Here is a 26957-nt window from a genome sequence, read left to right as displayed (position 1 = left end):
ACCTCACACCCTTAGGAGGGTTCCGACCCTCTTCACCCGACGGCGAATCCCCAACCGATTTACGTCGGCTGTTGAGTTACTCATCAAAGTGAGGAGTATCAAGAGCGTCTATGCTTCCCTTGACATCAAGGCCAAAGAGAGCGCCCGACAAACGGGCAACGCTCAAGAACGCATAGACGCTCACTCACCTGACTTCAAGCAGAAAATAAAGTTTTCACCTCGCTAATCTTCTCTGTCCGCGGACCAGAACAGCAAGCCTCATCTCTGCTTCTCCCACGTCATTCTCGCTCCAGTTAGAAGGTCGATGACCTTGCAGCAAAGAGAGCCGAGGCGAATTCACTCAGAAAAGGCCGGCAGCAGACTGCGTCGATGAGCGAAGATCGCGATTTCCGTTCAGCACTTCCGGAGAGGTGCGGTCCGACCAAAACGACCGCTTCGTGCCAATGGCTGCCGCGCTCCAAGTTGAGGTTTTGGACCCCTGTACGATTTAGTACGCCGCAATATTCCACTAGCTAAAACACGTGGAATCGCGACCTCGATCGGGATAAGCCAAGCTCACGACTTTGGTCAGCCCCAGCGAGCAAGAGGAAGCGAGAACAGCACTATCGTGTGCGCTAAACTATGGGGATAGCCGCCGGCAGCACTACTCCACTCAATCATTTCGAATGGCTCTCCGTCGTTGATTTGCAAGCACAAATTGTCAACTCTGACGGACAAATGCCGACGATATACCTGCCGCAATCTTTTGGTCTTGAGTTCACAGAAAAATTCGAGCCGCCCGCAATGTTGGCGATTCCGCTAGCTATCGGAGTCAATCGACTGATCAGCGCTGCTTGCCTAACCAAGGCTGCCGTGCCCGCACTGGTGCGGCGACGCTTCAAAGACCGTCAGGTGCGCGGGCACTCGTGAACGTGATCGGCAACGGCGTGGCGACGATCGTGATTGCGCAGACCGAAGGCGAGCTCGATTCAGTCCGTGACTGATGTGCTCGACACCAGGATGGCGGCCGCCGAAACGATGGGAGCTCCCGCGGCGCGGATCGATGATAACCCGCTCCCTGCTCGCAACCAGGCCTTGACCGTCGTTCACCCGCCCCTCGCGGTCCCTCAATGGCGCCCGAGGGACGGGCCGGCCGTCGATCATGGACTATTGCCCTTGCTCTCGTAGCTTTTGACGGGTTCGAGCCATTCAAAACGCCGCTCCGACTTCAACATGTTCTTGAGCTTGCCCTCGTATTCGATCCGATACGCCTTCTTCAGGTGGTAATCTTGAAAGTACTGCGCGCTGCATGCCCAGGTTTCGTAGAGTACCAGGGTATCGGAATCTTCCACCGAGCGGTGAAGATAAGTGTTTACGAAGTCCGGTTCATTCGACATTTCGTCGAGCACCTTTACGAGGCTCCAATAGAGTGCTTCGCGTGCTTCGGCCTTGACGGGCAAATGAACGATGAATGAAATAGTCTGAGACATGAATAAGCTCCCAGAGTTGGACCAAGACTACTCAATCAGCCGTTTCGGCGGCGTTCAGCTCGGCGCAGCCGTGGCGGACTTAAGCAGCTGATAATCTGCGACGACATCCCCGGCTCCTGGTAAACGAAAAGCGATGCTGCAAGAGCAGAGTTGATCGTTTACTCTTTATGGTTGGGATTGCGCTGTCCCTGATGGGCTGCGAGGCGGACACCTTCGACGAGAAGCGCATAATCTTCGGGGCGCATCCAGGGTGGCCTTTCCTGCCACCGCTCAAGCTGCTCCACCGATTGCGGGGGGACACGTTCTAGCGCTTCGCGCGCCTCGTCTGAACGCCCGAGATGAGCAAGCGACGCTGCAATATATTGGAAGGTGACAACGTAACCGGGACGCACGCGAGCAACTTGGCGCAACGTCTGCAGCGCAGCCGTGAAATCGCGTGAAAAGAACTGCAAAAGCCCACGCCAGATCAACCAAAGCCAAACCAGGGGATCGTGTGGGCTGGCACGCAATGCCTGCTGCAGCCTTTCGAGTGCTTCCTCTCGATATCCGCCGAACCCGAGCACACAGCCAAGCATGCTGATGACAAACGCGCTGTTTGGATTGAGGGCAATTGCGGTGCGCGCTTCCGCGATCGCCGACTCCCATTCGCTACCCCACATCATCATGTGTGCCAGTACGGCATGCGCCGTCGCGTCCTTGTCGTCGAGCGATAACGCGATTTGCGCTTCGTCACGCGCGGCTTTTTGAACCTCCACGAAAGGGCGGCTCGAAAAGTGCCAGATATCCCACTGGAGAGCCAGCGCATATCCATAGTGGCCGGGCGCAAAATGTGGATCGAGCGCGATAGCTTGGCCGAAGAAAGCCAGCGCGACCTTGTTCTCCTCCGGCCGATATTTGTGGAGGTGCCAAAGGCCACGCTGATACGCTTCCCACGCATCAAGCCGTTCCGGTGATTTGCGGAGCACGCGCTCTTGCTCGGCGGCAGCCAGTGCCGGCTCTATAACCGCGGCGACGCTCCCGGCGATTTCATCCTGCACCGCGAAGATGTCGCTGATGTCGCGGTCATAGCGCTCGGCCCACAGATGCGCGCCTGTAAGCGCATCGATCAACTGTCCTGTGATTCGTATCCGGTCGCCGGCTTTGCGCACTGAGCCCTCGAGCACATAGCGAACTCCCAGATCCCGCCCAGCCTGCTTCACGTCGACGGCATGCCCCTTATACGTAAAGCTCGAATTGCGGGCGACCACGAAGAGCCAGCGGATACGCGAGAGCGCGGTAGTGATATCCTCGACTATGCCGTCGGCAAAATATTCCTGTTCCGGATCCCCGCTCATATTTTGGAACGGCAGCACTGCGATCGACGGCTTGTCGGGTAGCGGGAGCACCTGAGGGTGCGGAGATTGTACATCAGGTAAAACCATCCCGAGATTACCACTCGACCTCGTTGCGTAGACGTGCACCGGGCGATTGATGTTCTTCAGCCTTCGCTCGCCAAAATCGGCGAACTCGACCGCGACCCTGCCACGAACCTGATCGTACACGGAAGCTGAGATACAGATACCGCCCGGCTCCGCTAGGCTCTCAAGTCGGACCGCGACGTTGACGCCATCGCCAAGGATGTCATCCTCCTCGATCAGGACATCGCCAAGATTGATCCCAATCCGAAACAGCATGCGCCGGCCCTCGGGGACTCTGTTGTTCCGCTGGGCCATCACTACTTGCATGGTCGCCGCGCATTCGACTGCATCCACTACCGAGTGAAACTCAAGCAGCACGCCGTCTCCGGTCGTCTTGACGATCCGACCGCCGTGTTTGGCCACAAGTGCGTCAATCACTGCTCGATGCTCTCGGAGGGTCCGGGCGGTACCGACCTCGTCGAGGCCCATGAGCCGTGAATAGCCTGCGACGTCAGCCGCGACTATGGCCGCCAACCTGCGTCCGACCCGTGTCTCCGGCATGTGTGCGCTCTGCTCCAGAACCGAGCATGTAGCGGTCTCGCGAGGACAGCCCGATATTCATCGATCGCTCGGCCGACTTCCGAAAGAGGTCGGCATCGGCCTTGAACAGGCTTGCATCGACTGCAAGTCCATCCTGCTGACAATTCGCACTACCATAGCAGCATACGGCGCTCTCGAACAGCCGACGGAACAGATCACTCCGCGAAAAGCATGGTCCCACCAGTCAGAGTGTGCTCATGCCGCCATCTACAATGAGTTCGCTGCCGATGGTAAAAGATGATTCATCTGAAGCGAAGAAGACGACAGCGTCAGCTACCTCCTTGGGTACGCCGCGGCGACCCGCCGGGATTTGACCGACCAGGCCTTTGATCTCCGTATCGCCCATGCCGATCTTGCCGTGCAAAGGCGTAGCGATTGGGCCGGGGCTCACTGCATTGACGCGAACGCCACGCGGCAGGAGCTCGCCGGAAAGGGTGCGAGCAAGCGAAATTAATCCCGCTTTCGTCAGCGCGTAGACGCTGGAATTCGGCATGCCAATGTGGGCGTTGATTGAGGTATTACAGCACAATCGAAGCCGGGTTGGCGAGAATCGGTAACAGAGCCTGGATCAGAAAAAACGGCCCCTTCAAATTGACCGCCACCGAGCGATCGAAGCCAGACTCGTCCCACTCGGCCAAAGGACGGAAGTCGCCGATGCCGGCATTGATGAAGATTGTGTCGAGGCCGCCGAAATTGCCCTGTATCTCAGCGGCTATCTTCTTCTGGGCGGCGACGTCGCCGGCATCCGCATGGATAACTCGCACGTTTCCGAGTTCCCTGCGAGCGGCTTCCAGCGAGGCCAAATTGCTGCCGGTAATGGCTACGCGGGCCCCTTCCTCAAGGAAGCGGCGAGCCGTCTCGAGCCCGATGCCGCTGCTGCCGCCGGTGACAAGAGTGCGCTTGTTATTCAACCTGTTCATTTATCAGTCGTCCTCCGTTAAAGAGCTGCGCCTGTCCAACGGAGAAGCGCCGCAATGCGCGTTGAATCAACAAGCACAGCTGCGTCGATAGTCCGCGCGCCTTCTGAGCTGCCCGCTACTTCCTGATGGTTTCCTGGGCGACGATTGATCGACCTCGATGCTTTCGGTCGGGACCATCAACGCACTCTTTGAGTGATCCCCAGCAGCTAAGTGTAGAGCGCCTGAAATTGATGGCTCAATTGTACCATGGTGTGAACAATTTTTATGCATACCAGCAGAGCTGAGCCTGCGAACAACATCGTCGTACATACCTCGTAGTCCTGCCCGATCCCAGCATGCATGCTTGTTCTATGAGGAACGGCGGATCAGGCAGCCATTCAATAATGTCCGCTAGACTTTAAGCTCAGCAGCCAATTTCCTCACCTGACAAAGCCATCGAATGGCGCCATATAAATCGGGTGAAAGTCCACATTTGCCTTCTTGAACTCATCGGAAGGCGTGCCATAGATCACCCAGCGAGTGAGCTTGGCCACGGCGACTCTTTCGAGAACGGCGCGAAGCTTTCCACTTGATGGAATAGGGCCGCCTTCGAATCGCGTATCGTTCGAATAAGTCAACCGTCCTCTGGTCCTCTCCGATATTGCACTCGAACTGCAGCGCGCCCGGCTCCTTCTCTGTCGCTGCAACAATCTTTGGTATCAGCGACGTGAATTTGTCCATCCGACCAACGGCAACAGTGAACACCCAGGACACCTGTCCGCTCTGCATCAAGGCCTCCATCTTACCGCACCTCAAGATACGCACACGAGGACAATCGGGCCAATTACCAACCATTAGTATTGCAAAACCATTTTTCGCAAGGCAGGCTAATCTCTTGAAGGCCGTTGCCTACTTCTGTGACATTTCTTGTTCTTGTTTCGAGAACTCCCCGCACGCCTAGAAAATCAACGCCTCCAAGCTCACGCCTCTGGAAGAAGCTATAGCTCATCAGATCCCCGGATTGATTTGGGTCCGAAGGCTGCGGCAACGAAATGGCTTACCTTCGGCGCAACCTCGGCGTCGTATTGACGAACGGCGTCCTGGATGACGCGGTCGGCATTTGTAACACGCTGATGCTGCCGCAAGTGCTCAAGCCACGATGCGACCAGGAACGTTTCCAGGAAGCGTCCCTCCTCGGCGGCGTCTTCAAAGATATCCCAGGCGTACGCGCCGTCCCGTCGACGCTGCTGACCAAGTTCCCGGAGCGCTGCCAAAAAGCCGCCGCGTCGCTCAGGATTGATGTGGTATTCAACAGTTACCAGCACTGGTCCTCGATCCGGCTCCGCGTCGATTGTTAAAACCGGAACGGGCCAATGCATGGAGGGCGTGAGATCAATTTCTGCGCCGCTTTGCAGCTTCCATGGCCAGCTCAACAGAATGCCAACCAAGGCACCGGCAGCCGCGACGAAGTGAGCGGCCGGCAGGCTGAGCATCGAGGCAACTTGCCCCCAAATAGCGCTGCCCGTCGTCATGGCACCAAAAAAGACCGTTACGAACATGGCAAGCCCGCGGCCACGTACCCAATCCGGCAGGGAAACCTGTGCTGAGACATTGAGGGTCGCCAGGACCGCGATCCAGGAAACACCGGCGACGATGTAGGCAACCAGCGCAGCCACGGAGTCACGTGCGAGGCCGAGCAGGATCAGGCTGACTGCTGTGCCAACGGTGCCGAGTGCAACGAGCAGATCGGGCCCGAAGGCAGATTTCATCCAGGGAAGGCCGAACGCTCCACTGACCGCGCCTGCTCCGATCGCGCCCAGCAATATGCCGTAAAGCGCCGGCCCCCCGGCGATCTGGTTACGCGCAACAAGCGGAAGTAGCGCCCAATAGGCGCTCGCAAAGAAGAAGAAGCTCGCAGCTCTTATCAGTGTTGCTCGCAGATGCGGATTGAACCGGGCATGGCGAAGTCCGATCACGAGGGCGCTCGCCAGACGTTCGGCAGGGAGCGCATGACCGCCGGACGTCGACGGACGCCACCACCACAGGGCTCCGATAACGCCGAAATTGCTAAGCGCGTTCAACCAGAACGGCGCGGCAATTCCCAGTCCGCCGATGATCACGCCGCCCAGTGCAGGTCCGATCGCCCTGCTGATGTTGACGCCAACCCCGTTGCTTGCCACCGCCGCAGCCAGATCCTGCCTCGGCACAAGGCTGGGTACCACCGATTGCCACGCTGGCGCGGTAAACGCTGCGCCCACGCCGAGGAGGAACGTAAAGAGCAGCAAGACGGGCGGATTGATGAGGCCCAGCCAGACGAGCACGGCACTCGCCGCCGCAACCAACGCGATAACGATTTCCGTAACGATCAGAAAGCGGCGTTTGTCGACGATGTCCGCCAGCGCGCCCGCCGGGAGCGCAAAGAGAAACATGGGCAGGCTGGTTGCGACCTGAACCAGAGATACGCTCAGCGGGTCGGCGTCCAGGCCCGTCATCAACCAGCCGGACGCCGCGTTGTACATCCAGGTTCCAACATTGGAGACCACGGTCGCAATCCAAACCACCGTAAAGGCCGTGTGGCGAAATGCGTTCCAGGGCAACGTGCTCGACGGGTTCGTCGTCCGCTTTGGTTGCTGATCCGTCGCCATCTTCATTCGCTCCACTCAGATGTGGCAGTAACTGGTGCCTGACGTGAGCGGCAGCATCTCTCCCTGCCCCCGCCGCAGTCTGCCAGCAACCTATTCCCAAGAAGGACTCGACCAGAAGATCACTGAATAATTGGCCTTCACCGAGAAATGCCGGGTCGGAAGGTAGATCGGGTAACGAGTAAACAGCGCCGCCCTCATCTCCCGATCTAATGGTTTGTCGGACCGAAGAACGCGCTATCGATAACACCCCCGATTGACTGCCATACATTTCCGTCCAATTCCACAGGCCGCATCTGCTTGATCGGCAGAAAGTCGTTTGGGCCAGTGCTTATCGCAATTCCAGGGAGCGTGACCGAACTCTGAAACTCCTTCAACGATGCGGCCTGTCGCATGATGTTCTCGCGCGACAAGTCGTCACCACATTGCTCGAGCACTTGGGACAGGGTCTGGGCAGCAGCAAGAGAACGTTGCTATCCGCCTTGTCACCGCCGGGATAATCCTGTCCATGAACGTTGAGAACTGTTTGATTCCGTCGTCGTCTTTCCAGGCCGGGTCGATCGCATTTTTCAGGAAAGACGTCGAGATGACCCCACGACGTTTTGTGCACCGGCCGCCCCCAGCGCGCGCACGGCAGGTGCGGCCACGTTGTTGAGGATAACGAGCGGGTGCCAATCGATTTCCGCCAGCGCCTGATGGCTAGTGCGGCCATATTCGGCGAACGCGCGAAAAGCAGGACTCCTGCTCCTGACGCTTTCAGGACATCAATCTGTCTATCGATCAATTCGTCCGACATGTCGAACGTACTGTCGGCGAGGGAACGGTCAGATTTTCCGTGCTTCGTTCCTCGTCGGCACCACCAGTCGAGCAAGCAGCGAAAGTCCGCCCAATAGAGGTGGCAGCACGAAACACCAAACGTTGTAATGCGCGTACAAGAGGGCTGCGGCAGCGCAGCCGACGGCGAAAATGATGACGTTCTTGGACATTATCGCGACCCGCGATCTGATTTGGCCAGCTGGCACGTTGTCCCTCGCGTAGATCATATCTGCAAGATCGATCATGATCTGCGTCGTCGTGCCGGTCATCAGCGTCGAAGGAGGCGCGCTTCCGAGATAAACCCGATGTACGGCGTTCTGGATCGCCATTGCGGCAACGAGCACCATCCCTGTCACCACCGCTTTCCAGGTGTCGGCGTTCTGGAAAGGTCCGAACTCGATCGCGAGCGCGGCGCCGACGATCAGGAGGAGGACCTTAAGGCCGAGCATGGCTTCGAAGACAAAGCGCCAGCGCTGCGTTAGCGCCGAGCTGAGCAGGCGGACAGCCATTACGACCGCACAGAAGACGGGAAGGGCCAGGAGTTTCGCAACGGCTCCCGACGTGCCGAGAGCCAGCGACGCGCCAAGGGTCACGAAATTCCCGGTAACATGGGCCGTGAAGAGGCCTTGCAATGCGAGAAAGCCCGCCGTGTCGACATAGCCTGCGGTGAGGCTCAAGAGAAAAGGCACGATCATGGAATTTCCGCTCGACACCGGTGGCACTACCATCCCCGTTTGATCTCTACGCCGACATAGTTCGAGTCGTGGCCGCCGGCGTTGCGCAATGCATTACCGACGACAAAGTGCACCGCCTCGATTGCGAAAGAAGTCGCGCGGTCTATGGTCCAATCGAGCCGAATTTGTCCATAGCTTCCGGTATACGCGCCCGGTCGCCCAGCGGTGTTCGGGACGGGTATGTCAGGTTGGGTATAGATCGCATCTGCGGTGTTCTGGCGCCATTGAGCCGCAGCTGCGAACATAATCTTCAGCGACGAGGTCGGGCTCAGCGTCAGAGATGGCTTGACGTGAATGAGGTTGGTGTACCCGGTGTAACCCGCAAGTGTAAAATAATAGCCGTTTGGAAACAGCGGATTAAAGGTCCCAAAGGTTTGTTTGTTGTTGCCGTCACCGGAAGCTGCGTCGAATTGGATGCCGACCCTCGGGCTCCATTTCACGTCGGCGAAGGTGTAGCCAGCGAGTGAGCCGACAGCCCATGCCTCGATAGGCTCGTTGCCAATGCGTCCGGTCTGGTTCATCACTTCGAAGTCAAAATCGAAATGATTGGCGCTGCCGTTCAGATGGATATCGAAAATGTCTCTCCGCTCGTTGCCGGACGCATTTGGAAACTGCACGTTCCCCTGCGTGAAATTGGCATAGTAGCCGGCGATGAACAGCGACTCTGAGAACTTATACTCGGTCCGCACCATCCCGAAGGTCTGCGCGCTGACGCTGCTGTAATCATCGAATATCGTAACGTCCCGAACCTGGACCGGTAGGCTGTAAAAGGTGATAAAACGCCAAGGCCCATTCTCGTAGTCCGCCCAGGCGGCGTCGTAAGATTGTCGGACATTGGGACCGTCGCGAACGGATACGAAGCGCTGTAGATCGAAGGCAAATTGCTGCCGTCCGCCCCTCAGCTTCAACGTTCCGCCTCCGACGGACTCGGTCAGAGCCACCCAACCCTGCTCAAGATCGAGTTTGTCCCGATCGACCGGCGTCAACATGGTCTTCCAGGGCGCATAATCGGCCTGAAATTGCACGAACGCCTGGATTTGATTGTCTACGCGAAGATCAGCGTGGAATTCGTTTCGGCTGATAACGTAGTTCTGGCTGCGGTTCGGACCGGTGCCGAAGTTCGCGGCGTTGTTGGACTCGAAGCGCTCGCGCGTGTTCGCTCCGAATGAGAGATATGTGTATGGATCGACACTGGACAGCGGTATATATTTGAACTCGTCGAAAGGCTCACGCGGCACGCGCGGGTCCGCCAGCACCGACCAGTTTTCCTGAAATCGGTTGAACATGATGGCCGGCCGTTGCGGCGTGGAAGCCTGAGACTTTTGATCATCCCCCCAAGCGAGCTGAGGCGTCGCCAGGCACAGTACTCCTGCCGCCCATTCCCTCCGCAAGAGCCATCGTCCCAGCAGAAATGCCATCGCGCCCCCTACTTCGGTGCGGCCGCGTAAATCTCCGCAATATATCCGCCAGGGAATTGTACCATGGCTTCGGCCCGGCCGTCAGAGGTGTAGGGCTCGACGAGCACGACGGCGCCCGAGGCCTTGGCCTTCGTCAGGGTTCCCTGCAAATCCCTCACCTCGTAGCCGGTCAATTCCCGCCCGTAGGGGTAAGGCAGATGGCCGTCGGTGACGAGGACTGTCATCTTTCCGAATACCGATTCAATGTGGATACGTCGATATGTGTCTTTGGCTCGGCCGATCTCGATCCCCGCGGCATGTGCATCGTCGGAAACAACCTTCCCGTGCGAAAACCGCAGGAAGCTGCGGGTAAAGGCATCCGCCCGCTCAGGCGAGACATAAACGCGGTTCTCGGGAATTGTCTCGAAAGGCGCATAGGAGGGCTTCGTCGTGTGCCAGTAGAGTTGCATATTCACGCCGCCCGGCCACTGGATCACCGCATCGCGTCCGATGGGATCCGGAAAGGCCGCCACCAGCACGTCCGCGCCCGAATCCCTCGCAGCATTGATCGCCTCGTCGAGGTCCGTTACGAGATAGCCGGTCCGCTCAGCGCCGAAAGGATAAGGAATTGGCGTCTTGAATCCGAACAGCGATACGGTCCCAACAGGCGTCTGAAGGAGCTGGGACGTCGTGCTGCTCGGCGTCGGCGTCACCGTGGCAACGACCTGCTTCGTGCTCTGACCTCCGAACGTAGCCAGAAAACTGGCCGCGAACTTGTCCACATCCTCGGGGGCCACATAGACATGTGTGGTGTCGTACTGCGCGCCGACACCGACCTGTGGCGCGATATGCGCTCCTGGATCCCGCGCGATAGCCACGGACGGGGATAGCAGCGACGACACCAGGAGGATTTCAATCAGATGACGCTTACAGATCATGGAACACCTCGAACACGGAGTTGAGCGCTCATTTCGAGCGCAAGGACAGTACAGACACGAGCACCAAGCCGGCGATCAGCCCTAGATGCTCAAAAAAGGCGTTCACGGCCAGGAAACGATCGTGGCCGGCTTTGGTCCAGAAATCGTTCGCGGTGAGCATGGCGACCGCAGTCAGCACGCCAAGCCCACCGGCTCCCAGCCACACCCAGCGTCCGAGAATGACGAGCACGGAGCCGACGAGTTCGACGATGATGGCCGCCGTGGCCCAAAGCCACGCCGGCTGCAGACCGAAATGCGCCTGCTCCGCAACGGCCCCGGAGAAATCGAGCGCTTTCTGAATTCCGCCGATCAAGAACGCGGAGACGAGCGCAATTCTAGCCGTCGCGGCAAGCCATGACCAAGATAGGACTGTCGCAACCCATCTCGGCGTATCCGATTTCGCGAACATCTCACACAGCCCAGCAGGCGCAACCGAGCACACCCCAGAAGCTCTTGAGATCCGAAACCGGCAGCCTTTTAGACCACGCGCGCGCATGGTCGTGGCCGTGCACGGTACACGCGTTGGCACAGCCGCACATCTGCATTGCATTCGCGCGGATGGCCTGTGCCTTGCCGCCCTGTTCCACCCAGTTGCCGTACCCTCCGAAACTGCGCACCGGCGACCAGTCGGGCATCGCGGGCGGCGGCGCGGTATCGTCGAGGGCTTTGAACTCGCCCGCCCCGTAGACGATACGCCCGCCGACTACCGTCAGATCGCTCGCGATTTCGGCGATTTCGTTGTCGGCGCAGGAGAAGAAATCCCGATCCGGCACGATCAGGTCGGCGAACTGACCCACCTGGATGCGCCCTTTCTTCCCCTCCTCATTGGAGAACCAAGTGACGTTTTCGGTCCACATCCGCAACGCGGTTTCGCGATCGAGGCAATTGCGCTGCGGATATATCCGCAGACCGCCCACGGTCATGCCAGTTACGAGCCAAGCCAGCGAAACCCACGGATTGTAGGAGGCGACCCTGGTTGCATCCGTGCCGGCGGAGATCTTCACCCCCTTGTCCATGATCTTCCTGACCGGTGGCGTTGCTTCGGCCGCGCCAAAGCCGTAGCGCTCGACGAAATACTCGCCCTGATAGGCCATGCGGTGCTGCACGGCGATGCCCCCGCCAAGCGCCGCGATGCGCTCGATGGACTCATCGGAGATGGTCTCGGCGTGGTCGAAGAACCAGTGCAGATCATCCAATGGCGTGTCCTGGTTGACCTTCTCGAACACGTCGAGCGCGCGCGAGATCGTCTCATCGTAGGTCGCGTGCAGGCGCCATGGCCACTTATTCTGGACGAGGATGCGGACGACGTCTTCGAGCTCGCCCTCCATTTCCGGCGGCATATCCGGACGAGGCACGCGGAAATCCTCGAAGTCAGCTGCCGAGAACACCAACATCTCGCCGGCGCCGTTGTGCCGAAAATAGTCGGTTCCCTGCTTGTACTTCGAAGCCTTGGTCCAATTCAGGAAATCCTGCTTCTCCCCCTTCGGCTTCTGGGTGAACAGATTGTACGCCAGGCGGACCGTGAGCTGCCCTTCGTCCGACAGCTTCTGAATGACCGCATAGTCCTCCGGATAGTTCTGGAAGCCACCGCCGGCGTCGATCGCTCCGGTGACGCCGAGACGGTTCAGTTCCCGCATGAAATGGCGGGTCGAGTTGACCTGATATTCGAAGGGAAGCTTCGGTCCCTTGGCCAGCGTCGCGTAAAGGATGTTGGCATTCGGCTTGGCCAGGAGAAGCCCGGTCGGATTGCCCTTTGTATCGCGCACGATCTCGCCGCCGGGTGGCTCGGGCGTGTCCTTTGTGTATCCGATTACGCGCAGCGCTGCAGCATTCAGCATGGCGCGATCGTAAAGATGAAGGATGAAGACCGGAGTATCGGGCGCGACTGCGTTGAGTTCCTCGATTGTCGGCAACCGCTTTTCGGCGAACTGATGCTCGGTGAATCCGCCGACGACGCGCACCCACTGCGGCGGCGGCGTGATCGCGACCTGCTTCTTCAACATGGCCATGGCGTCGGAGAGTGACCAGACGCCGTCCCAGCGCAGCTCCATATTGTAGTTGAGCCCTCCCCGTATGATATGGAGATGATTATCGATCAGCCCCGGCAGCACGCGCCGACCCTTCAGGTCAATGATCTTTGTCGAGGAACCGGCAAGCTTCATCACGTCGCCTACGTGCCCCACGGCCGTAAACAACCCGTCTTTGATCGCCACGGCATTCGCCGCCGGATTCGAGCGATCAAGTGTCGCAAACAAACCGTGGTGCAGGATCAGGTCGGGGCCCTGCTTGCTCATGCTTGCTTCTCCGGATTCTTGAGGCCATCAATCGGACCGACCGTGCGTCGGCCCGGTAGCATTCCGAAAATGTGGGAGTCGCAGCTCGAGAGATGGAATGCCTCGGAAAAGCTCGAGCCCCCTATGAGCAGTTTGGTGACCGGGATGATCTGCTCGCCAACCAGGATTCCTAGAAGCCCGACCAGCGCCACCATCGGTGGCGCTGGCGAGCGTACGTTGAGGAGATTGTAGATCACTCCGACGAGGAGGCCTGCTGCCAAAGACAACACATAAACCTTCATGACTGTCGTCCTATCTTCGGCATTTCCAGGAGTTACCGCGGGCCTGCCTCGGAAGCGTGCTCGCCGAGCGCCCACTTCGAGAAGCGCACCTGGATGCCGTATGGCGTATGGGCGCGGAGGATATCCATCACGCCCTCGTAGGTCTCGGCGCGTGCCCAGTCCTGCTGCAGTTCGAAGACGTATTGGCATGAGGTGATCGGAACGGCGCCCGCCTGTAGCAGGCGCTCCATGGAGCGGTTGTGCGCCTCGAGCGACAGATCACCGCAGGCATCTGCGGGAACGTAGATTTCGTAACCCTCCTTGAGCATGTCGAGGCTTGGAAACATCACGCATGCTTCTGTCCAGAGGCCGGCTATGACGAACTTCTTTTTGCCGGTCGCGGCGACGGCTTTGCGGAAGTTCAGATCGAGCCACGAATTCATAGACGTCCGGTCGATGATTTCGTGTTTCGGGAACAGATCTGTCACCTCCGGCATGAACGGACCCGAGAACGAGTCCTTGGCAACCGTCGATATTACGGTCGGAATCTTGAACAGCTTCGCCGTCTTGGCCAGGATTTGGATATTATTGAACACCACCAGCCGGTCATGCGACTGCACGCCCTGGTACATTGCCGGCTGATAGTCGATCAGCGCGATGGCGCTGTTTTGCGGGGTAAGCATATCAAGGCTGGGCATTCGAGGTCTCCTGAGTTTGGTAAATGCAGATCAGTGGGAGGCGAACTGTAGTTTGATGCCGTGCGTGCCGTTGCCGGAAGTGAAACGATTTCAGCTGGTCCATGTACACGCTGCATTTCTTCCTTTGCCGACACAGCGGAGACTGGCAGGACGGCGGCTGTGGCTGGGGCGAATAAAAAGGCTTGGCGATACTCGAGCTCTAGGCGACGACCCCTTCCGGTGATCGCGACCTGAGATTGTGCGCGCGACGATGTTGCACTGATGATGGCCAGCGGCTTCGAATGAGACCGTCACAGGCCGAAGCGTGCTGCGATTGACCCCTGCCTGTTCATCTCAACCCACTTCCCATTCCGTCATGGGATGACGGCTATAGTATCGGCACCGCGCCCATGTAAATTAGGCACTAGCCTGCTACTAGGTTTCGAATCGGATACCGCATCGTGCAACATGAAGCTCATCATCCTGAACTCATCTATCCGCCAGAACTGGAAATCTGGCCCTTCCCGGCGCATTGTCCGAATCGGGTGCTGATCGAAGAGATCGCCGATAAATGGACGATCCTAGTAGTTGCGGCGCTCTCGCGAGGCCCGACGCGTTTCAATCAGCTCAAGCGCGCACTAGAGCCCGTCACGCAAAAGTCATTGACGCAGACACTGCGCCGTCTGGAGCGGAGTGGGATGGTTTCTCGAAAGGTGCTTGATACCTCTCCAGTAGCGGTTGAATACGCCATCACCCCGCTCGGCCGTACGCTCGGCGGTCCGTTCTCCGCTCTATACCGGTGGGCCGTCGCATACCACGACCAGGTCGGGGCCGCCCGGCAGCGGTTCGATGCCCAGCGAGGAAAGGCCCGCAAATAACGGAATCTCGCCGTCTGCGCGATGGCAACCGCGTTGCGAAGCCAAACGCACTCCAAGAGCGTCGGAACTTGCTTGCCTCTCGACAGCTGGATCGGTCAATAGCCTCTCGTTCGCAAGCGCAGCACCCTCTCGTGCCTAAACGCGCCAGCTTCCCCCGCGGCAATCTTTAGAATTTGGACAAAGCCGAACTCGAATGGTGTGCCAGCGTCAAACTGCATCCAATCGCTTCACTTTCGCCAGCGCTTGAAGTGGCACAGTCCCAGCGGGCGCCACTTCGAGCTCTTGAATCAATTACATTGATTGGTAAAATCAACCGATAGGTCCGGTCTGGTGCGTTTGATTCAGGAGCGACGATGTCTCGAGCGCCAGAGTTTGATGAAACTGAGGTCCTCGACAAGGCACTTCAGGTGTTCTGGCAGCAGGGCTATGAAGGCACCTCTCTCAGTGACCTTCTCGATGCGACGGGGCTCACGAAATCAAGCCTGTACTCTGCTTTCGGTGACAAGGAGGACCTATTCCATCGGGTTGTCGAACGCTACTTGTCCAAACACGTTGCATTTCGCCAGGCGTGTGCGCTTGCCGAACCAACCCCTCGGCGGATTGTGGAGAGTTTGCTTTACAGTATGGCGGATCTGCACGCTGGATCGCGTACACCGCCCGGCTGTCTTGTCACAAGCGCTGCTCTCACATGCTCGCCGGCAAGTGAGCCAGTTCGTCGATATCTCGTTCGCAGCCGAAACGAGTTTGTCCACATTCTAGGCGACCGGCTCGAAGCGGTGAAGGATGCCGGGCCGTTGCCTCCTGGCATGACCGCAGCGGATGCCGCGCGGCTTGTTGTGTTGACCATTCAAGGGATGGCAGTTGAGGCGAAGGGGGGCTCGACAAGGAACCAGCTTCGAGAAATTGTGCGCACATTCCTGCTCGGTTGGCCGGAGAGCTGAGCTGCAGATTCAGAGGCTCCCGCCGGCGGGCCTCTTTCGAGGACGCCAGTGCGGCTAACCGTGCCAACTCTCACGCAACATTCGCACTGCCGATCGCAGAGCAGGGACGGAGCGCGACCATCGCGATTAGCAAGGCAACGCTCGCCATCGCGATTGACGCGTAGGGGGTCGCCAGCAGCCCGGGCCCTGTCAGGAGCTGGCCACCGATGAAGGACCCGCTGGAGATTCCGAGATTGAAGGCGGCTATATTGAAACCGGACGCCGTTCCAAGCGCATCCGGAGCCTCCTGCTTGGCGGTGGTAACAACGCCGGCCTGCATAACGGGCGGGATGGCGAAAGCAAACGCCCCCCAGACAGCGATCACCACGAAAGTTGCCGATTCATTGTGAATTGCCAATCGAAGCGAGACAAAAGAGATGATCAGTCCGGAAAGCAGGATCATCATCGCCTTGCGTGTACCGACGGCGTCACTCAATGTCCCGCCGGCAAGATTTCCGACGACAGTTGTCGCACCAAAGAGCAGTAGCGCGAGATTGACCGCCTCCTCCGGTACCCCAGTGACGTCGGTCAACAATGGGGACAGGAAGGTGAAAACCACAAAGGTGCCGCCGAACCCGACCACCGTAAGCAAGTACATGGTCGCGAGGCGTCGATTCGCGAGAAGGGTCAGTTGGGCCGCAAACGAGGCGGGCTGCTGATGCGAAATTTCGCGAGGTAAGAGCCATGTCAGACCAAGCACCGCGATGGTTCCCATGCCAGTGACAATAAGAAATGGAGTACGCCAATTAAATAATTGGCCGATCCACGAACCGAGCGGTACCCCGACCACCATGGCGATGGTGAGCCCTCCCATCATCACGGCGATTGCACTGCCGGCCTTTGCCTTTAGAACAAGAGAACTTGCACAGGCCGCACCGACACCGAAGAAGACCCCGTGAGCAACCGCCATGACAATACGTGAGAGCAGCAGTGTGGTGTAGTTAGGGGAGACGGCGGCAGACAAATTGCAGATCGTGAACAGTGCCATGAGCCCAATCGCCAATTGGCGGCGCGGAAGAGCGCCGGTCAGTGCGGAAACGATTGGCGTACCAAGCGTGATGGACAACGCGTACAAGCTGACGAGGAGCCCGGCCGTTGGAATCGATACACCTAGATCGGTTGCGATCTCTGGAATAAGACCCACAATAACGAACTCGGTCGTGCCGATTGCGAAGGTCGCAACCGCAAGGGCATAGAGAGCAAGGGGCATCGCGCTTGACCTCAATCCAGGAGTGGGCAAGACACCTGCTGAGCCTGAGCCCGGCGTGTTGTTCTGAAATTTTCGCGGCGATCCCAAGCAGCGTCTCACGGCTTCTTCGCAGGATCGTCGGCGGGGTTCTCGTAGACGGTATCCGTCGGCCCGAAGCCGGTGATCAGCACAGTCACTGCCTCGTCGCCGGTCATCGCGAAGTGCGCAGCGCCGGAAGGCTCCGTGTAAACTGAGCCGACCGGTAGAGTTCGGAGCGCTTCCTGGGTGAAGCTCGGGCCGTAGCCGAATATCCAGGTCCCCTGGAGCACGGTGCCAACCCGATCGCCTGCATGATGATGCGCGGCAATTCTTGCATGTGGCGCAACCCTGAGCAGTTGGCTGTACATCCCCGGCTTGGATGGGTCGCCGAGGATGGTAACAACTTCGACCTTGGCGTTGCCGGACCCGCCGGGGCCACCGGTGGGTGCAGCAGCCGACAATTCCGCAGGCGTCCTTGAGTAATTCGGAAGCACTGATGCTGGCGACTGTGCGACCGCGGGGGCGGCAAACATGCTCGTGACGAGGACGAACACCGTCTGGTTCCGGGGCATGGCTTTTCCTTTCGCTTTAATAGATCTCTGGTCGAAGCTCATGGCGTCGCCGGGACCGGACCCTTGGGATACTCGAGAAACTCCAGAGTCACACCGTCGGGCCCACGCACGTAGACGAGACGAAGTCCGGTGCGCTCCCCTGACCGCACCGTCTGGACCTTGCACACGGCGCTCCACCCTGCACCGCCGACTCGCATTAGCAAGGCATCAAGGTTTTCAACTCGGAAGGCCACGTGGACCGAGCCGACATCGCAAGACCGGGGTTTCATGACCCGTCGATCGCTCGGAGAGCGGTATTCCAGAAGCTCGATCAGGTGCCCTGGCCCCTTGACCATCGCGATACGCGCTGCTGCAGCCTTCACGCCGACCAGGTCCCCCAGCAAGGAGCTCTCTTCAAAGTCCCAGGTGTAAAGATGCTGGAATCCCATGACGCCGCTCCAGAACGAAAGCGCTTCGTCCAGTGAGGAGACCGTGATGCCAGTATGCTCCGTCGTCTCGATGCGAAATGGAGCGCCTGCTTCAGTCATGACGCTCACATCCTGGCGCTCTTGTCCCAGAATTGGCCCAGTTGTTCGCAAATGAAATCTTTTTTTTCCTCAAACACCCAGTGTCCGCATTCCTCAATGACCCCTCCCTCCGCACGATCCGAGAGTGCCCTTGCGCTATCGAAGCAGTGCGACCCAAAGGAGCGGCGACCTCCCCAGCCCATGATCGGGATCGAAAGCTTCTTTCTTGCAAGCTGGGCGAGTTGCGCCGCCTTCTCATCAATAAAGCCATAGTGGTTCAGGCTCGCCCGCAGATTTCCGGGCTGCTTCATCTGCATGACGTAGCGCTGCAGTTCGGCTTCGCTGATCGCGTTGGGATTGTAGGCGAAATCTCGGAAGAAGTGACGAATATACTGTTCCTCTCGTCCTTCGATCAGGAACCGCGCAATATCCATGTTCGCATGCATGGACAGGTGCCAATATGGCACGCGCGGATCGACATAGCCGTTATAGTCGAGTCCAAAAAACGGCGTCTCGATGGTTGCGAGAGACAGGGCGCGCTTACCCGCCATGTAAGCGAGAGCGACGGAGGGAGGTCCTCCGAGATCGTGGCTAAGAATGTGAAACCGGTCGGCCTTTTCAACGTCGGCGAGATCGAGTAGATCCTGGGCGATGGTGGCAGGCATGTAGTCCGTGTCGGGCTTGTCGCTGTCCGCGTAGCCGCGCAGGTCCGGTGCTATGAACCGGTAGCGTTGAGCGAACGCCTCGAAGATCGGCACGAACTCGCGATGATTTTGGGGCCAACCATGGAGACAGAGCACTGCGGGCCCGGAGCCGACCGTCACGTAGTGCAGCGTTACGCCATTCACCAAAGCGCGCTTGCTGACCATCTGAGCTTTCACCATCGGCAAACCAGTCCGCTGCTGCCGCACTAACCACATGCACCAAGCCGGTCGATGGATGTATCCCGGCGAACCTAGGCGCGGCTTTCGGCAACATGTTGTGCGATTTCGCCAGCACTCGGAAGTGAAACGATTTCAGCCGTCCGATGAGCCGCCTGCATCTCGGCTGATCAACGCGTGGGCATGCCTGCGCGACATCGATGACGATGATTTGGTGCATGCGCTTCGCTCAAGTAATTGGTGACCGACGGAACTAACGCGAGAGATCGAGCTTTGCGGCGACATTCACGAGCTCTGCGAAAGAGGTAACGCTCATCTTTCGCATGACTTGGCCGCGATGTGCCTTGACTGTTATCTCGCTGATGCCAAGCTCATGCGCCACCTGCTTGTTCAAGACACCGCGAACGATTAGACGCATGACTTCCCGCTCGCGTCGACTCAGCAAGGCGTAGCGTTCCCGCAACGCGTGCATCTCGGCTTCAACGCGGAGCGCGGCGCCGCTGCGATCTATGGCGTCTTGGATTGCATCCAATAATACAGTGTCACTGAACGGCTTAGTTAGAAACTCAACGGCGCCAGCCTTCATGGCCTGCACCGTCGTCGGCACATCACCGTAGCCAGTGATGAAAATGATCGGCATATCCGGTCGATCGACCGCCACCCGTCTCTGCAATTCGAGGCCGTTGAGCTCCGGAAGACGAACATCCAAGACCAGGCAATTGGGCACAAATACGCGCGGACGCGAAAGAAATTCCCGAGCGGACTCAAATATCTCTGATTGATAGCCCGCGTTGCCGATCAACAGTTCAAGCGATTCGCGCACCGAGACGTCATCGTCGATGACGAACACGACTGCCTCATCAAGTCTGCCGGGCAGCTGATGCGCGCTCGCTTTCATCGATCCTTCTCCAGGCGCAGGGGTGTCTTGCTCAACTCGTCCCGAAAGCCGCATTGAGCGCCCCCAGCAAAGCGGCGTCGGAAAACGGCTTCGAGAGGCACTCTGTGGCGCCCTGCTCGATCATTCGAGGACGCGTAGTTTCATCTCCATGTGCTGTGATGAAGACAATCGGAATTTTATGGCGGAGACGTGTCAATTCCCTCTGGAGCTCGGGACCCGTCATGCCCGGCATTGCGATGTCGAGAATGAGGCAGCCTGTCTGCCCTACATAGTCAGAAGCAAGGAAGTCTTCTGCGGAGGAAAACGCTTGAGCTGCATAACCGAACTCCCTCAGGAGGTCAGGCAGCGACTCACGCACAGACTCATCGTCGTCAACGACCGATACAAGTGATGGTGTGAGCATCATGAATTCCTCGTGACACTGTTGCCTGGAGTCGTTCTGCCGTCACGACAGTGGGCGCCGATAACCCCCTCGGTATTCCGAGGGATCGAAAACGAGAACGTAGCTCCTAGACCATGGTTCAGGGCGGCCCACAGGTGACCATGATGATTCTCAATAATTGAGCGACTGACGGATAAGCCAATTCCCATCCCCTCGTTCTTGGTTGTGTAGAACGCATCGAAGAGCTTCTCCACGGTCACGGGATCAAAACCAGGTCCAGAATCCTCCACACTCAAGCAGACTCGATCACCTTCGTCTCGTTGTGTCCTGATTGTCAGCTCTCTCGCGTGATCGTCGATCGCGCTCATCGCATCCAGCGCGTTTTGCACTAGGTTCAAGATGACCTGCTGCAACTGGACCCGATCCCCCGCGACAACCGGAAGGTCTTGGGCTAATTCCGTCCTCAAATTCACCCCATCGCGTCGAAGCCTGTCGAGCGATAGGGCCACGACCTCGCGAGTTGCCTCATTCAGATCAATCGGCCTGGTTACGGGCGCTTTCCTGTTGAAGAGCGCCCGCAATCGCCCGATGATAGCGGACGCGCGGTTGCCGTCCCGGATTGTGCGACGCGCAGTTTCCCGCGCGCCAGGAATGTTCGGAGGATCGGCAGCGAGCATGCGCAGGCAGGTGCTGGCGTTAGTGACAATACCTGACAGAGGTTGACTGATCTCGTGAGCTATGGACGCCGTAAGCTCACCCATTGTCATTACGCGCGCCATGTGCGCCAATTTTGCTTGGGTGTTGCGTAGTTCTTCCTCCGCCCGCTTACGATCTTCGATATCGGTGTTAAGACCGAACCATCCAACGACGTTGCCCACTTCATCACGCAGTGGGTTAGCTCGAAAGAGGAACCAACGGTACATGCCATCGAAACGGCGCAATCGTGCTTCCTTTTCACCCGCTTCGCGAGAAGTCCTGATCGATTGCCAGGCACTAGCGAGATCACTCAGATCGTCGGGATGAACGGCCGCAGTCCACCCCCAATCTTGAGCCGCCTCCGAACTTAGACCCACATACTCCAGATAGTGCTGGTTGAAGAACTCGGCGGAGCCGTCTGGTCGAGCCGACCACACAAGCGCCGGAATGGTATTGATGATCAGATTGAGGTTTCGCTCACTGCTCCGTAAGGCATTCTCAGCGCGCTTTCGGTCCTCAATATCGATCTGCAGCACGCACCAGCGCACGATGGATCCATCAGTGTCACGTAAGGGAAAGCCGCGGACGTGGAACCACCGATAAACGCCATCTCTGCGGCGATGGCGGCTTTCGATTTCGTACGGCTCTCCGGATTCGATGGCCCGCATCCAGGCGCTGATCGTCGATTGAAGATCATCGCGATGAACAGCATCAATCACATTCCAACGCTTGAGTTCGTCGACCGACCTTCCGAAGTACTCCAGAACGGGGCGATTGACAGCCTCTAGCTGACCTTCGGCGGTCATAATGGCCATAGGAGCGGGAATGGCGTCCACGACCAACTGTATGTCAATTTCTCGCACGCGCAGCGCTTCCACCACCCTTCTGAGCTCGACAATCTCCTGTCTTTGCTCTTCGCTGACGGCGATGATGTCTCCAGTTCGTCGGGCAACCTCTTGATTGATCGTTTCGGAAGCTCGTTTCCGTTCCTTCGAAAGGCGGGCGTCCTGCAGCCACTTCGCGATTTGCACACTTGCAATTCTGAGGCGAAGCCTCTCTGTTTCTTCGGGAAATTCAACGCGCGCTGACCCGGTTACGAGCGTCCCGGTTGCACCCTCAATTCCAAACTGCAACGACGAGGTCGATATTTCTCTACCGCCGATCGCAATTCGCTGTTGTGACGGCCACCACTGCAGATCTTGGCCCAATGACTCTCGCAACAGACGCCCCAATTCTAGTGACCGAAGGGCTGCCCAAGCTTGAGCCGTTCGAGTTATCTCGAAGGCGTCTACACCGATTGAATCCTCGAAACGAACATAAGCAAAGTCCAGCTGGAGCATCTCCACCAGCAGATCGAGCAGCTCAGACAGTCCTTGCGAGAAAGTGCCACCGTCCCGGATCGGAGGATGCTCAAAAATCTTATTGAGATCGTTGATACAGCGCCGAAGATGCCCGCCGTCCTCAGCGCAATGTTCGCTCTTGACTACCATCTTAGATCGCTGACAAAGCGCTCGCGTGTGCGGCTGACGCTTGGGAGGCTTCAAGCCTGCGGATTCCGACAGCCGACAATCCGCGTTCTCACCACGAAGGTGCTCGACAGGAAATCAGACTGACCATTCTCGCACCACTCAAAATACCATGCGCGTTCTCGCCTCACAAGGTTGCATCGATAGATGATTGCGCGTCAAAAGACGCCAGCCGCAGTGCTGCCCGCCACTCCTCGAACTGCTGTTCGACCGAATTCGAATAGACTAAACAAGGTGGTCGCGACGGCGGTCCACCGCGTCGTTACGACAACTCTCCCGTCCGCCCCGACAACTGGTCAATTCCTAGATCAAGCAAAGTACTCAAAATCGAGGCGAGAGCTATCGTACCTTGGTGTTGGTGGCTCGCAAAGTAATGCCCTATAGAATTACGCGCCCAGCGCATGCTCGAAGCGGAACCGTCACGGTGCTGCCCCAACTTGCTGTTGCAGCGCGGATGAAACGTACCGAGCGGGACGCACGAAGTCACATAGGCGAGCGCGAAGAGGCTCGGCGGCTTGGGTCAATGTAGCCCGCAGCCACTCTTGGGCAGCATTACTGGTGTTGCGCTCCGGCCACAGAACACTAACGCCCTGCAAAGCGGTTTGATACGGTAGTTCGTACATTGATACTGGGTGCCTATGGACTAACAATTTGGCGAGAGGCCGTGGCATGATGGCGGTTAGGTGCGTATCTTCGAGCAGGGTCGGAAGGGCGAGAAAGTGGGGTAACGAAACGGCCAAACGTGGACCTCGTTTCGCCCCTGAAAAGGTCCGTTCGAAAGCTGCCCGGTCAAACATCTCCGACCGCCGCGTCAGTCCGTTTTTGGTGACGAAGCTGTCGACTATTTCTTCATGCTCTCCGTGCAAGCAGACCACTGCTATTGAAAGCTTCGAAAATGTTTCTAGGGACAATTGACCAAGCGGACGTGAAGAGCTGGCGATGAGAACATCGTCGTATGCAAAGAGTGAGCTTGATCCGAAACGGGCGGGTACGCTCGAGAAAATCCCGATTGTCGCATCAATTTGCCCGAGATCCATCTGCTCGGCCACATCGATCCAACTGTCCGGCCGGATTACGAGATCGACTAGCGGGGCTTCCTGCCCGAGCAGCGCGAGGAGACCAGGCACCATCACCATAGTGACGAAATCGCTCACTGCGATTGTGAACCGCCTGGTCGAATTACGGGGCTCGAACTTGGGAGGATCGATTGCTGCCTCTAGCGATCTCCACGCCTCCCTTATCAAAGGGGCCATTTCGACCGAGCGCGGCGTTGGCCGCATCCCCGTGGTGGTACGTACAAACAGTTCATCATCGAGCAATTCTCTAAGGCGGGCGAGAGCGTGACTAACAGCAGTAGGACTGAGACAGATCCTCTGACTTGCCCGCAGAACGCTTCGCTCTTGCATTACAGCGTCGAAAATGCGCAGAAGGTTCAGATCAAATCTGTTGAACGACATTGTCATAGCCCGTGGCGAACAATGATTACCGGTCGTTTCTTCGTTTTGGAATCTGGTCCACAGGCTTCCAAGGGCTCTCAGCTCGCGCTGATATTTTGGGACCAGGCGAATCGTGAAGCCTGTAATAGGGTCGAACACCACCACAATTCAGGTTATGGTAAGGTGTGCAGCTGTTGGTTGAGGTCATTGCTCTCTCGCTATCCACAGCGAGACCGTAAAGCGGTTGGAAATGCCGGCTCAATTGCACCTTGGTGTGAACTATTCCTGACCGCGCGTAGTGGTTCAGGCTGGAACCGGTCAGACTGTGGCGGCGGGTCCAGGGGTCCGAATAGGGTTTTGCACGCCAAGTTCAGTCACAAGCGATCGCCGTATCAAAAGTTGCCCCCTTCGCAATTCCGAGAGCTGAGGAGCATAGCCGCGGAATTTGGATTTGCGGCGCCTCTGCACATACCCAGTGAGACACGCGACAGATACCTAAGTATCGGTTTGGAGGCGGGCGAAGAACTACGAGCGCACGAGCACGAACAATTGCGTGCCGACGGTCGCTCCCTGGTAGCGCCCCTTGCGCTCGGTGGCGCCAGATGTAAAGCGGGGCGGTCCTCCGAGACCTCAGCCGCTTCGGCGCGGCGACACGGCGATCGGGGTCAACGAGCTCGCCGTTCAACTGGCGCTACTGCTGGCCATCAAGGAGCAACCAGTTGTAGAAACGGCCGTGGCCGCCGCCCTGAGAAGCGCCGCGGTCGTGCCTGCGGACCGTCTAATGAGGGCGATGGGCTGCTGCGCTCGAGGACGACCTGGAAGAGATGCTCGCCGCCCTATCGCGCACGCCGCGCGAACCGCGCCTAACTCTCCGCAGCCCCAGTGGCTGGTTCGAACTGCTCGCCGATCTCGCCGCGCCCGGACGGACGCCCTCCGACGAACAGCGCGCCGCGGCCGTCGGCATGATCTCGCGCCCCCTCGCCTGCCTCGTCGGGGCGCCGGTACGGGCAAGACGTACACCTGCAAGCTGATCTCCGATCGCTGGGCGCGCCTCGGCGGTCGCGTGTTGTTGTGCGCCCTCGCCGGCAAGGCAGCTATGCGCCCGGTCGCGTTCGACCGAACGCCTTGCCAAGACCCTGGCCCGCATGCTGTCCGAGCGCGACGAACTCGAAGCCGGCCACGTCGGAGAGTGAGAGCGCGAGGATCCGGACCAAGCTCGAGTCCCTCAGCCTCATCGACGACATGACGCTGATCGTCGTCAACGAGGCCTTGATGACCGACCTGCCGACGGTCCACGCGATCGCGAAGCGCCCGGTCGCCCGCAGCCGCCTGCTCTTCGTCGGCGACGAGGCGCAATTGCTCCCGATCGGATTCGGGCTCGTCTTGCACAAGCTGGTGCAGGATCCCGCGATCGCGCTGGGGCTGACCGAGTTCCACCGGCTGGCCGAAGCGACCGGCATCCCGCCCGCCGCCGCGGCCGTTCGGTCCGGCGACATGCCCCGTCCTCCGAGTTCGCCGGCACGGCCGCAGGAGTATCGTTCGTGGACGTCGACCATTCCGCTCTGGCGCAAGTTGGACGAGGTCATCGTCAAGCTCGCCGGCGAGGCCAATGTGCTCGTCGTCACGACCATGGCAGGCGAAGTCCCAGCAATTGCGGGACTGCCAGGCCCAAGCTCGCCGATCGATCGCGAGAGGAACTCTGAACGCTGGAGCATAACAACTCGGCACCAGGAATCTCGGAGGACGGCTCGAAGTTCTCTCCACAAACGCTGAGGAGGCAACACCATGAGTCGATGGCACTCTCCCGAGCGTTGGCGCTCTCGGCATCGTCTGCGCTTGCGCAAACCCAGAAGCCCGACATTTCGGACGCCCCGAGCTCCCAAAGCTCTGGGGCTTGGATAGCGGGCAAGCCCGGAAGCAAGAGCGGTCCTGCCGTCAAGCCCGCATTAGGAACTTGCGGTGCGACCGCGCCAGACCAGCAGAATCCAACCGTGCAGCAACAGGACCCCTCGAACATTAAAGGCCAGCCAGGAAACAAGAGCGGCCCTGCGGCAAAGCCGTCATCGCGCCCGTGATCACGGGAGCAGGGAAAACTGATTGTAGTCATAGTTCTTGGTGAGCCGCGGAATCCGCTTGTGCTGCAGATTCTTCACCACCGTGGTTCCGGTCATCGACAGGCCGACCACGTGACATTGCGCAGCTTGAACTCGACCGGCCATAGGCAGGCTCGGTCAGGTCGCTGTTGAGGTACTGCCGATAGATCACCTGGATGTATTGCCGCGCCGATACCGCAGCGCGGATTTTCGGCGTCAGCATGCGGTTGACGTTGTCGACCTTGATCGTAGCCGACGGAACTTGCCCTCCTCTCTGCTCCGGCCATGTTGACTCGAACGGACAGGCGATGAACGTTACCGTTTCACCGCCGTCGCGCGCCGCGTCAGGCTCGATGCCGAACGTCATATCGTTGCCGACATTGGCGGCAACGCGCGGGCTGATCCAAATGAGCCCTGCCAAAGCTCAAGCGAGTGGTAGATGCGCGAGCTCGCCGGACAGCTTTGAGTGAACCTAAGCACCTTTCCGGCGCTCATAACCGTGGATTGCAGGTTCGAGTCCAGCCGGACCGACCGTTCGTTGGTCTGGCTCGTTTGATTTAAATGACTTGGCTCGGAAATTGTCCAACTTGATCTCTAGACAAAGATTTGTTCACGATGCGCCCTCGACTAGCTTTGCGCGCCATGCGCGCTCGCGGGTCGGCGGCCTTAGTGTAACGCTGCACTTCGGCTATCAGCATTGTCATCTGCTCGCCGTCGTG

General features: G+C 58.6%; 23 protein-coding genes and 1 pseudogene. 4 read left to right on the top strand and 20 right to left on the bottom strand.

Annotation, left to right across the window (positions count from 1 at the left end; genetic code table 11):
* Positions 1-621 precede the first annotated feature (621 nt).
* Positions 622-909, top strand: coding sequence for a hypothetical protein (locus AC5ZG5_RS37720; RefSeq protein WP_456645965.1), 288 nt, complete (start codon positions 622-624; stop codon positions 907-909).
* Positions 910-1139: 230 nt separating this feature from the next.
* Here the strand turns inward: AC5ZG5_RS37720 and AC5ZG5_RS37715 are convergent, their stop codons facing one another.
* From AC5ZG5_RS37715 to AC5ZG5_RS37665, 11 genes and pseudogenes are all read right to left on the bottom strand, one after another.
* Complete coding sequence (locus AC5ZG5_RS37715; protein WP_456645964.1) at positions 1140-1469, bottom strand: putative quinol monooxygenase; 330 nt, start codon at positions 1467-1469, stop codon at positions 1140-1142.
* A 158-nt stretch (positions 1470-1627) separates the two neighbouring features.
* A complete protein-coding gene (locus AC5ZG5_RS37710) occupies positions 1628-3427 on the bottom strand; it encodes an adenylate/guanylate cyclase domain-containing protein (protein WP_456645963.1) in 1800 nt (599 codons plus the stop codon).
* 223 nt (positions 3428-3650) lie between these two features.
* Positions 3651-4386, bottom strand: a pseudogene (locus AC5ZG5_RS37705) (SDR family oxidoreductase).
* A 977-nt stretch (positions 4387-5363) separates the two neighbouring features.
* The gene (locus tag AC5ZG5_RS37700) at positions 5364-7010 is read right to left on the bottom strand and encodes an MFS transporter (RefSeq protein WP_456645969.1); all 1647 of its coding nucleotides are present in this window, start codon (positions 7008-7010) and stop codon (positions 5364-5366) included.
* Positions 7011-7831: 821 nt separating this feature from the next.
* A complete protein-coding gene (locus AC5ZG5_RS37695) occupies positions 7832-8518 on the bottom strand; it encodes a YoaK family protein (protein ID WP_456645962.1) in 687 nt (228 codons plus the stop codon).
* A gap of 26 nt (positions 8519-8544) precedes the next feature.
* Positions 8545-9975, bottom strand: a complete 1431-nt coding sequence (locus tag AC5ZG5_RS37690) for an alginate export family protein (protein WP_456645961.1) — start codon at positions 9973-9975, stop codon at positions 8545-8547.
* An 8-nt stretch (positions 9976-9983) separates the two neighbouring features.
* Positions 9984-10892 carry a glyoxalase gene (locus AC5ZG5_RS37685; RefSeq protein WP_456645960.1) on the bottom strand — a complete coding sequence of 303 codons (909 nt, stop codon included), beginning with the start codon at positions 10890-10892 and terminating at the stop codon, positions 9984-9986.
* A gap of 28 nt (positions 10893-10920) precedes the next feature.
* Positions 10921-11340 (bottom strand): DoxX family protein, encoded by a 420-nt coding sequence (locus AC5ZG5_RS37680; RefSeq protein ID WP_456645959.1) that lies wholly within the window; start codon positions 11338-11340, stop codon positions 10921-10923.
* Position 11341: 1 nt separating this feature from the next.
* The gene (locus AC5ZG5_RS37675) at positions 11342-13225 is read right to left on the bottom strand and encodes an amidohydrolase (RefSeq protein WP_456645958.1); all 1884 of its coding nucleotides are present in this window, start codon (positions 13223-13225) and stop codon (positions 11342-11344) included.
* Positions 13222-13506: a XapX domain-containing protein gene (locus AC5ZG5_RS37670; RefSeq protein ID WP_456645957.1), complete on the bottom strand. Its 285-nt coding sequence runs from the start codon at positions 13504-13506 to the stop codon at positions 13222-13224. Before AC5ZG5_RS37670 ends, AC5ZG5_RS37675 begins: the two co-directional genes overlap by 4 nt.
* A gap of 32 nt (positions 13507-13538) precedes the next feature.
* Positions 13539-14183: a hydrolase gene (locus AC5ZG5_RS37665; RefSeq protein WP_456645956.1), complete on the bottom strand. Its 645-nt coding sequence runs from the start codon at positions 14181-14183 to the stop codon at positions 13539-13541.
* A 440-nt stretch (positions 14184-14623) separates the two neighbouring features.
* Between AC5ZG5_RS37665 and AC5ZG5_RS37660 the strand changes: the two genes are divergently transcribed.
* Complete coding sequence (locus tag AC5ZG5_RS37660; protein WP_245287556.1) at positions 14624-15040, top strand: winged helix-turn-helix transcriptional regulator; 417 nt, start codon at positions 14624-14626, stop codon at positions 15038-15040.
* A gap of 353 nt (positions 15041-15393) precedes the next feature.
* A complete protein-coding gene (locus AC5ZG5_RS37655; RefSeq protein WP_456645955.1) occupies positions 15394-15981 on the top strand; it encodes a TetR/AcrR family transcriptional regulator in 588 nt (195 codons plus the stop codon).
* 70 nt (positions 15982-16051) lie between these two features.
* On the opposite strand, the gene AC5ZG5_RS37650 is transcribed toward AC5ZG5_RS37655, so the two are convergent.
* The 8 genes from AC5ZG5_RS37650 to AC5ZG5_RS37615 all read right to left on the bottom strand — a co-directional run bounded on the left by AC5ZG5_RS37650 (position 16052) and on the right by AC5ZG5_RS37615 (position 24304).
* On the bottom strand, positions 16052-17230 hold the full coding sequence (locus tag AC5ZG5_RS37650) for an MFS transporter (protein WP_456645954.1): 1179 nt from the start codon (positions 17228-17230) through the stop codon (positions 16052-16054).
* A 95-nt stretch (positions 17231-17325) separates the two neighbouring features.
* A complete protein-coding gene (locus AC5ZG5_RS37645; protein WP_051397135.1) occupies positions 17326-17820 on the bottom strand; it encodes a cupin domain-containing protein in 495 nt (164 codons plus the stop codon).
* Between the two features lie 38 nt (positions 17821-17858).
* A complete protein-coding gene (locus AC5ZG5_RS37640) occupies positions 17859-18347 on the bottom strand; it encodes a VOC family protein (RefSeq protein WP_051397134.1) in 489 nt (162 codons plus the stop codon).
* Positions 18348-18352: 5 nt separating this feature from the next.
* A complete protein-coding gene (locus tag AC5ZG5_RS37635) occupies positions 18353-19195 on the bottom strand; it encodes an alpha/beta fold hydrolase (RefSeq protein WP_456645953.1) in 843 nt (280 codons plus the stop codon).
* A 265-nt stretch (positions 19196-19460) separates the two neighbouring features.
* Positions 19461-20105, bottom strand: a complete 645-nt coding sequence (locus AC5ZG5_RS37630) for a response regulator transcription factor (RefSeq protein ID WP_456645952.1) — start codon at positions 20103-20105, stop codon at positions 19461-19463.
* A gap of 31 nt (positions 20106-20136) precedes the next feature.
* Positions 20137-20511 carry a response regulator transcription factor gene (locus AC5ZG5_RS37625; protein ID WP_496165510.1) on the bottom strand — a complete coding sequence of 125 codons (375 nt, stop codon included), beginning with the start codon at positions 20509-20511 and terminating at the stop codon, positions 20137-20139.
* Positions 20508-22673 carry a PAS domain-containing sensor histidine kinase gene (locus AC5ZG5_RS37620; protein WP_456645950.1) on the bottom strand — a complete coding sequence of 722 codons (2166 nt, stop codon included), beginning with the start codon at positions 22671-22673 and terminating at the stop codon, positions 20508-20510. Before AC5ZG5_RS37620 ends, AC5ZG5_RS37625 begins: the two co-directional genes overlap by 4 nt.
* A gap of 455 nt (positions 22674-23128) precedes the next feature.
* Positions 23129-24304 (bottom strand): LysR family transcriptional regulator, encoded by a 1176-nt coding sequence (locus AC5ZG5_RS37615; protein ID WP_456645949.1) that lies wholly within the window; start codon positions 24302-24304, stop codon positions 23129-23131.
* 912 nt (positions 24305-25216) lie between these two features.
* Here AC5ZG5_RS37615 and AC5ZG5_RS37610 point away from each other — a divergent pair.
* Positions 25217-25918, top strand: coding sequence for an AAA family ATPase (locus AC5ZG5_RS37610; protein ID WP_456645948.1), 702 nt, complete (start codon positions 25217-25219; stop codon positions 25916-25918).
* A gap of 330 nt (positions 25919-26248) precedes the next feature.
* On the opposite strand, the gene AC5ZG5_RS37605 is transcribed toward AC5ZG5_RS37610, so the two are convergent.
* The gene (locus AC5ZG5_RS37605) at positions 26249-26605 is read right to left on the bottom strand and encodes a DUF1833 family protein (RefSeq protein ID WP_456645947.1); all 357 of its coding nucleotides are present in this window, start codon (positions 26603-26605) and stop codon (positions 26249-26251) included.
* Between the last annotated feature and the right edge of the window lie 352 nt (positions 26606-26957).

The sequence above is a fragment of the Bradyrhizobium sp. Ses1 genome (assembly GCF_059512365.1).
The sequence above is the reverse complement of the archived record's forward strand: the minus strand, read 5'-3'. Positions and strand labels throughout refer to the sequence as shown.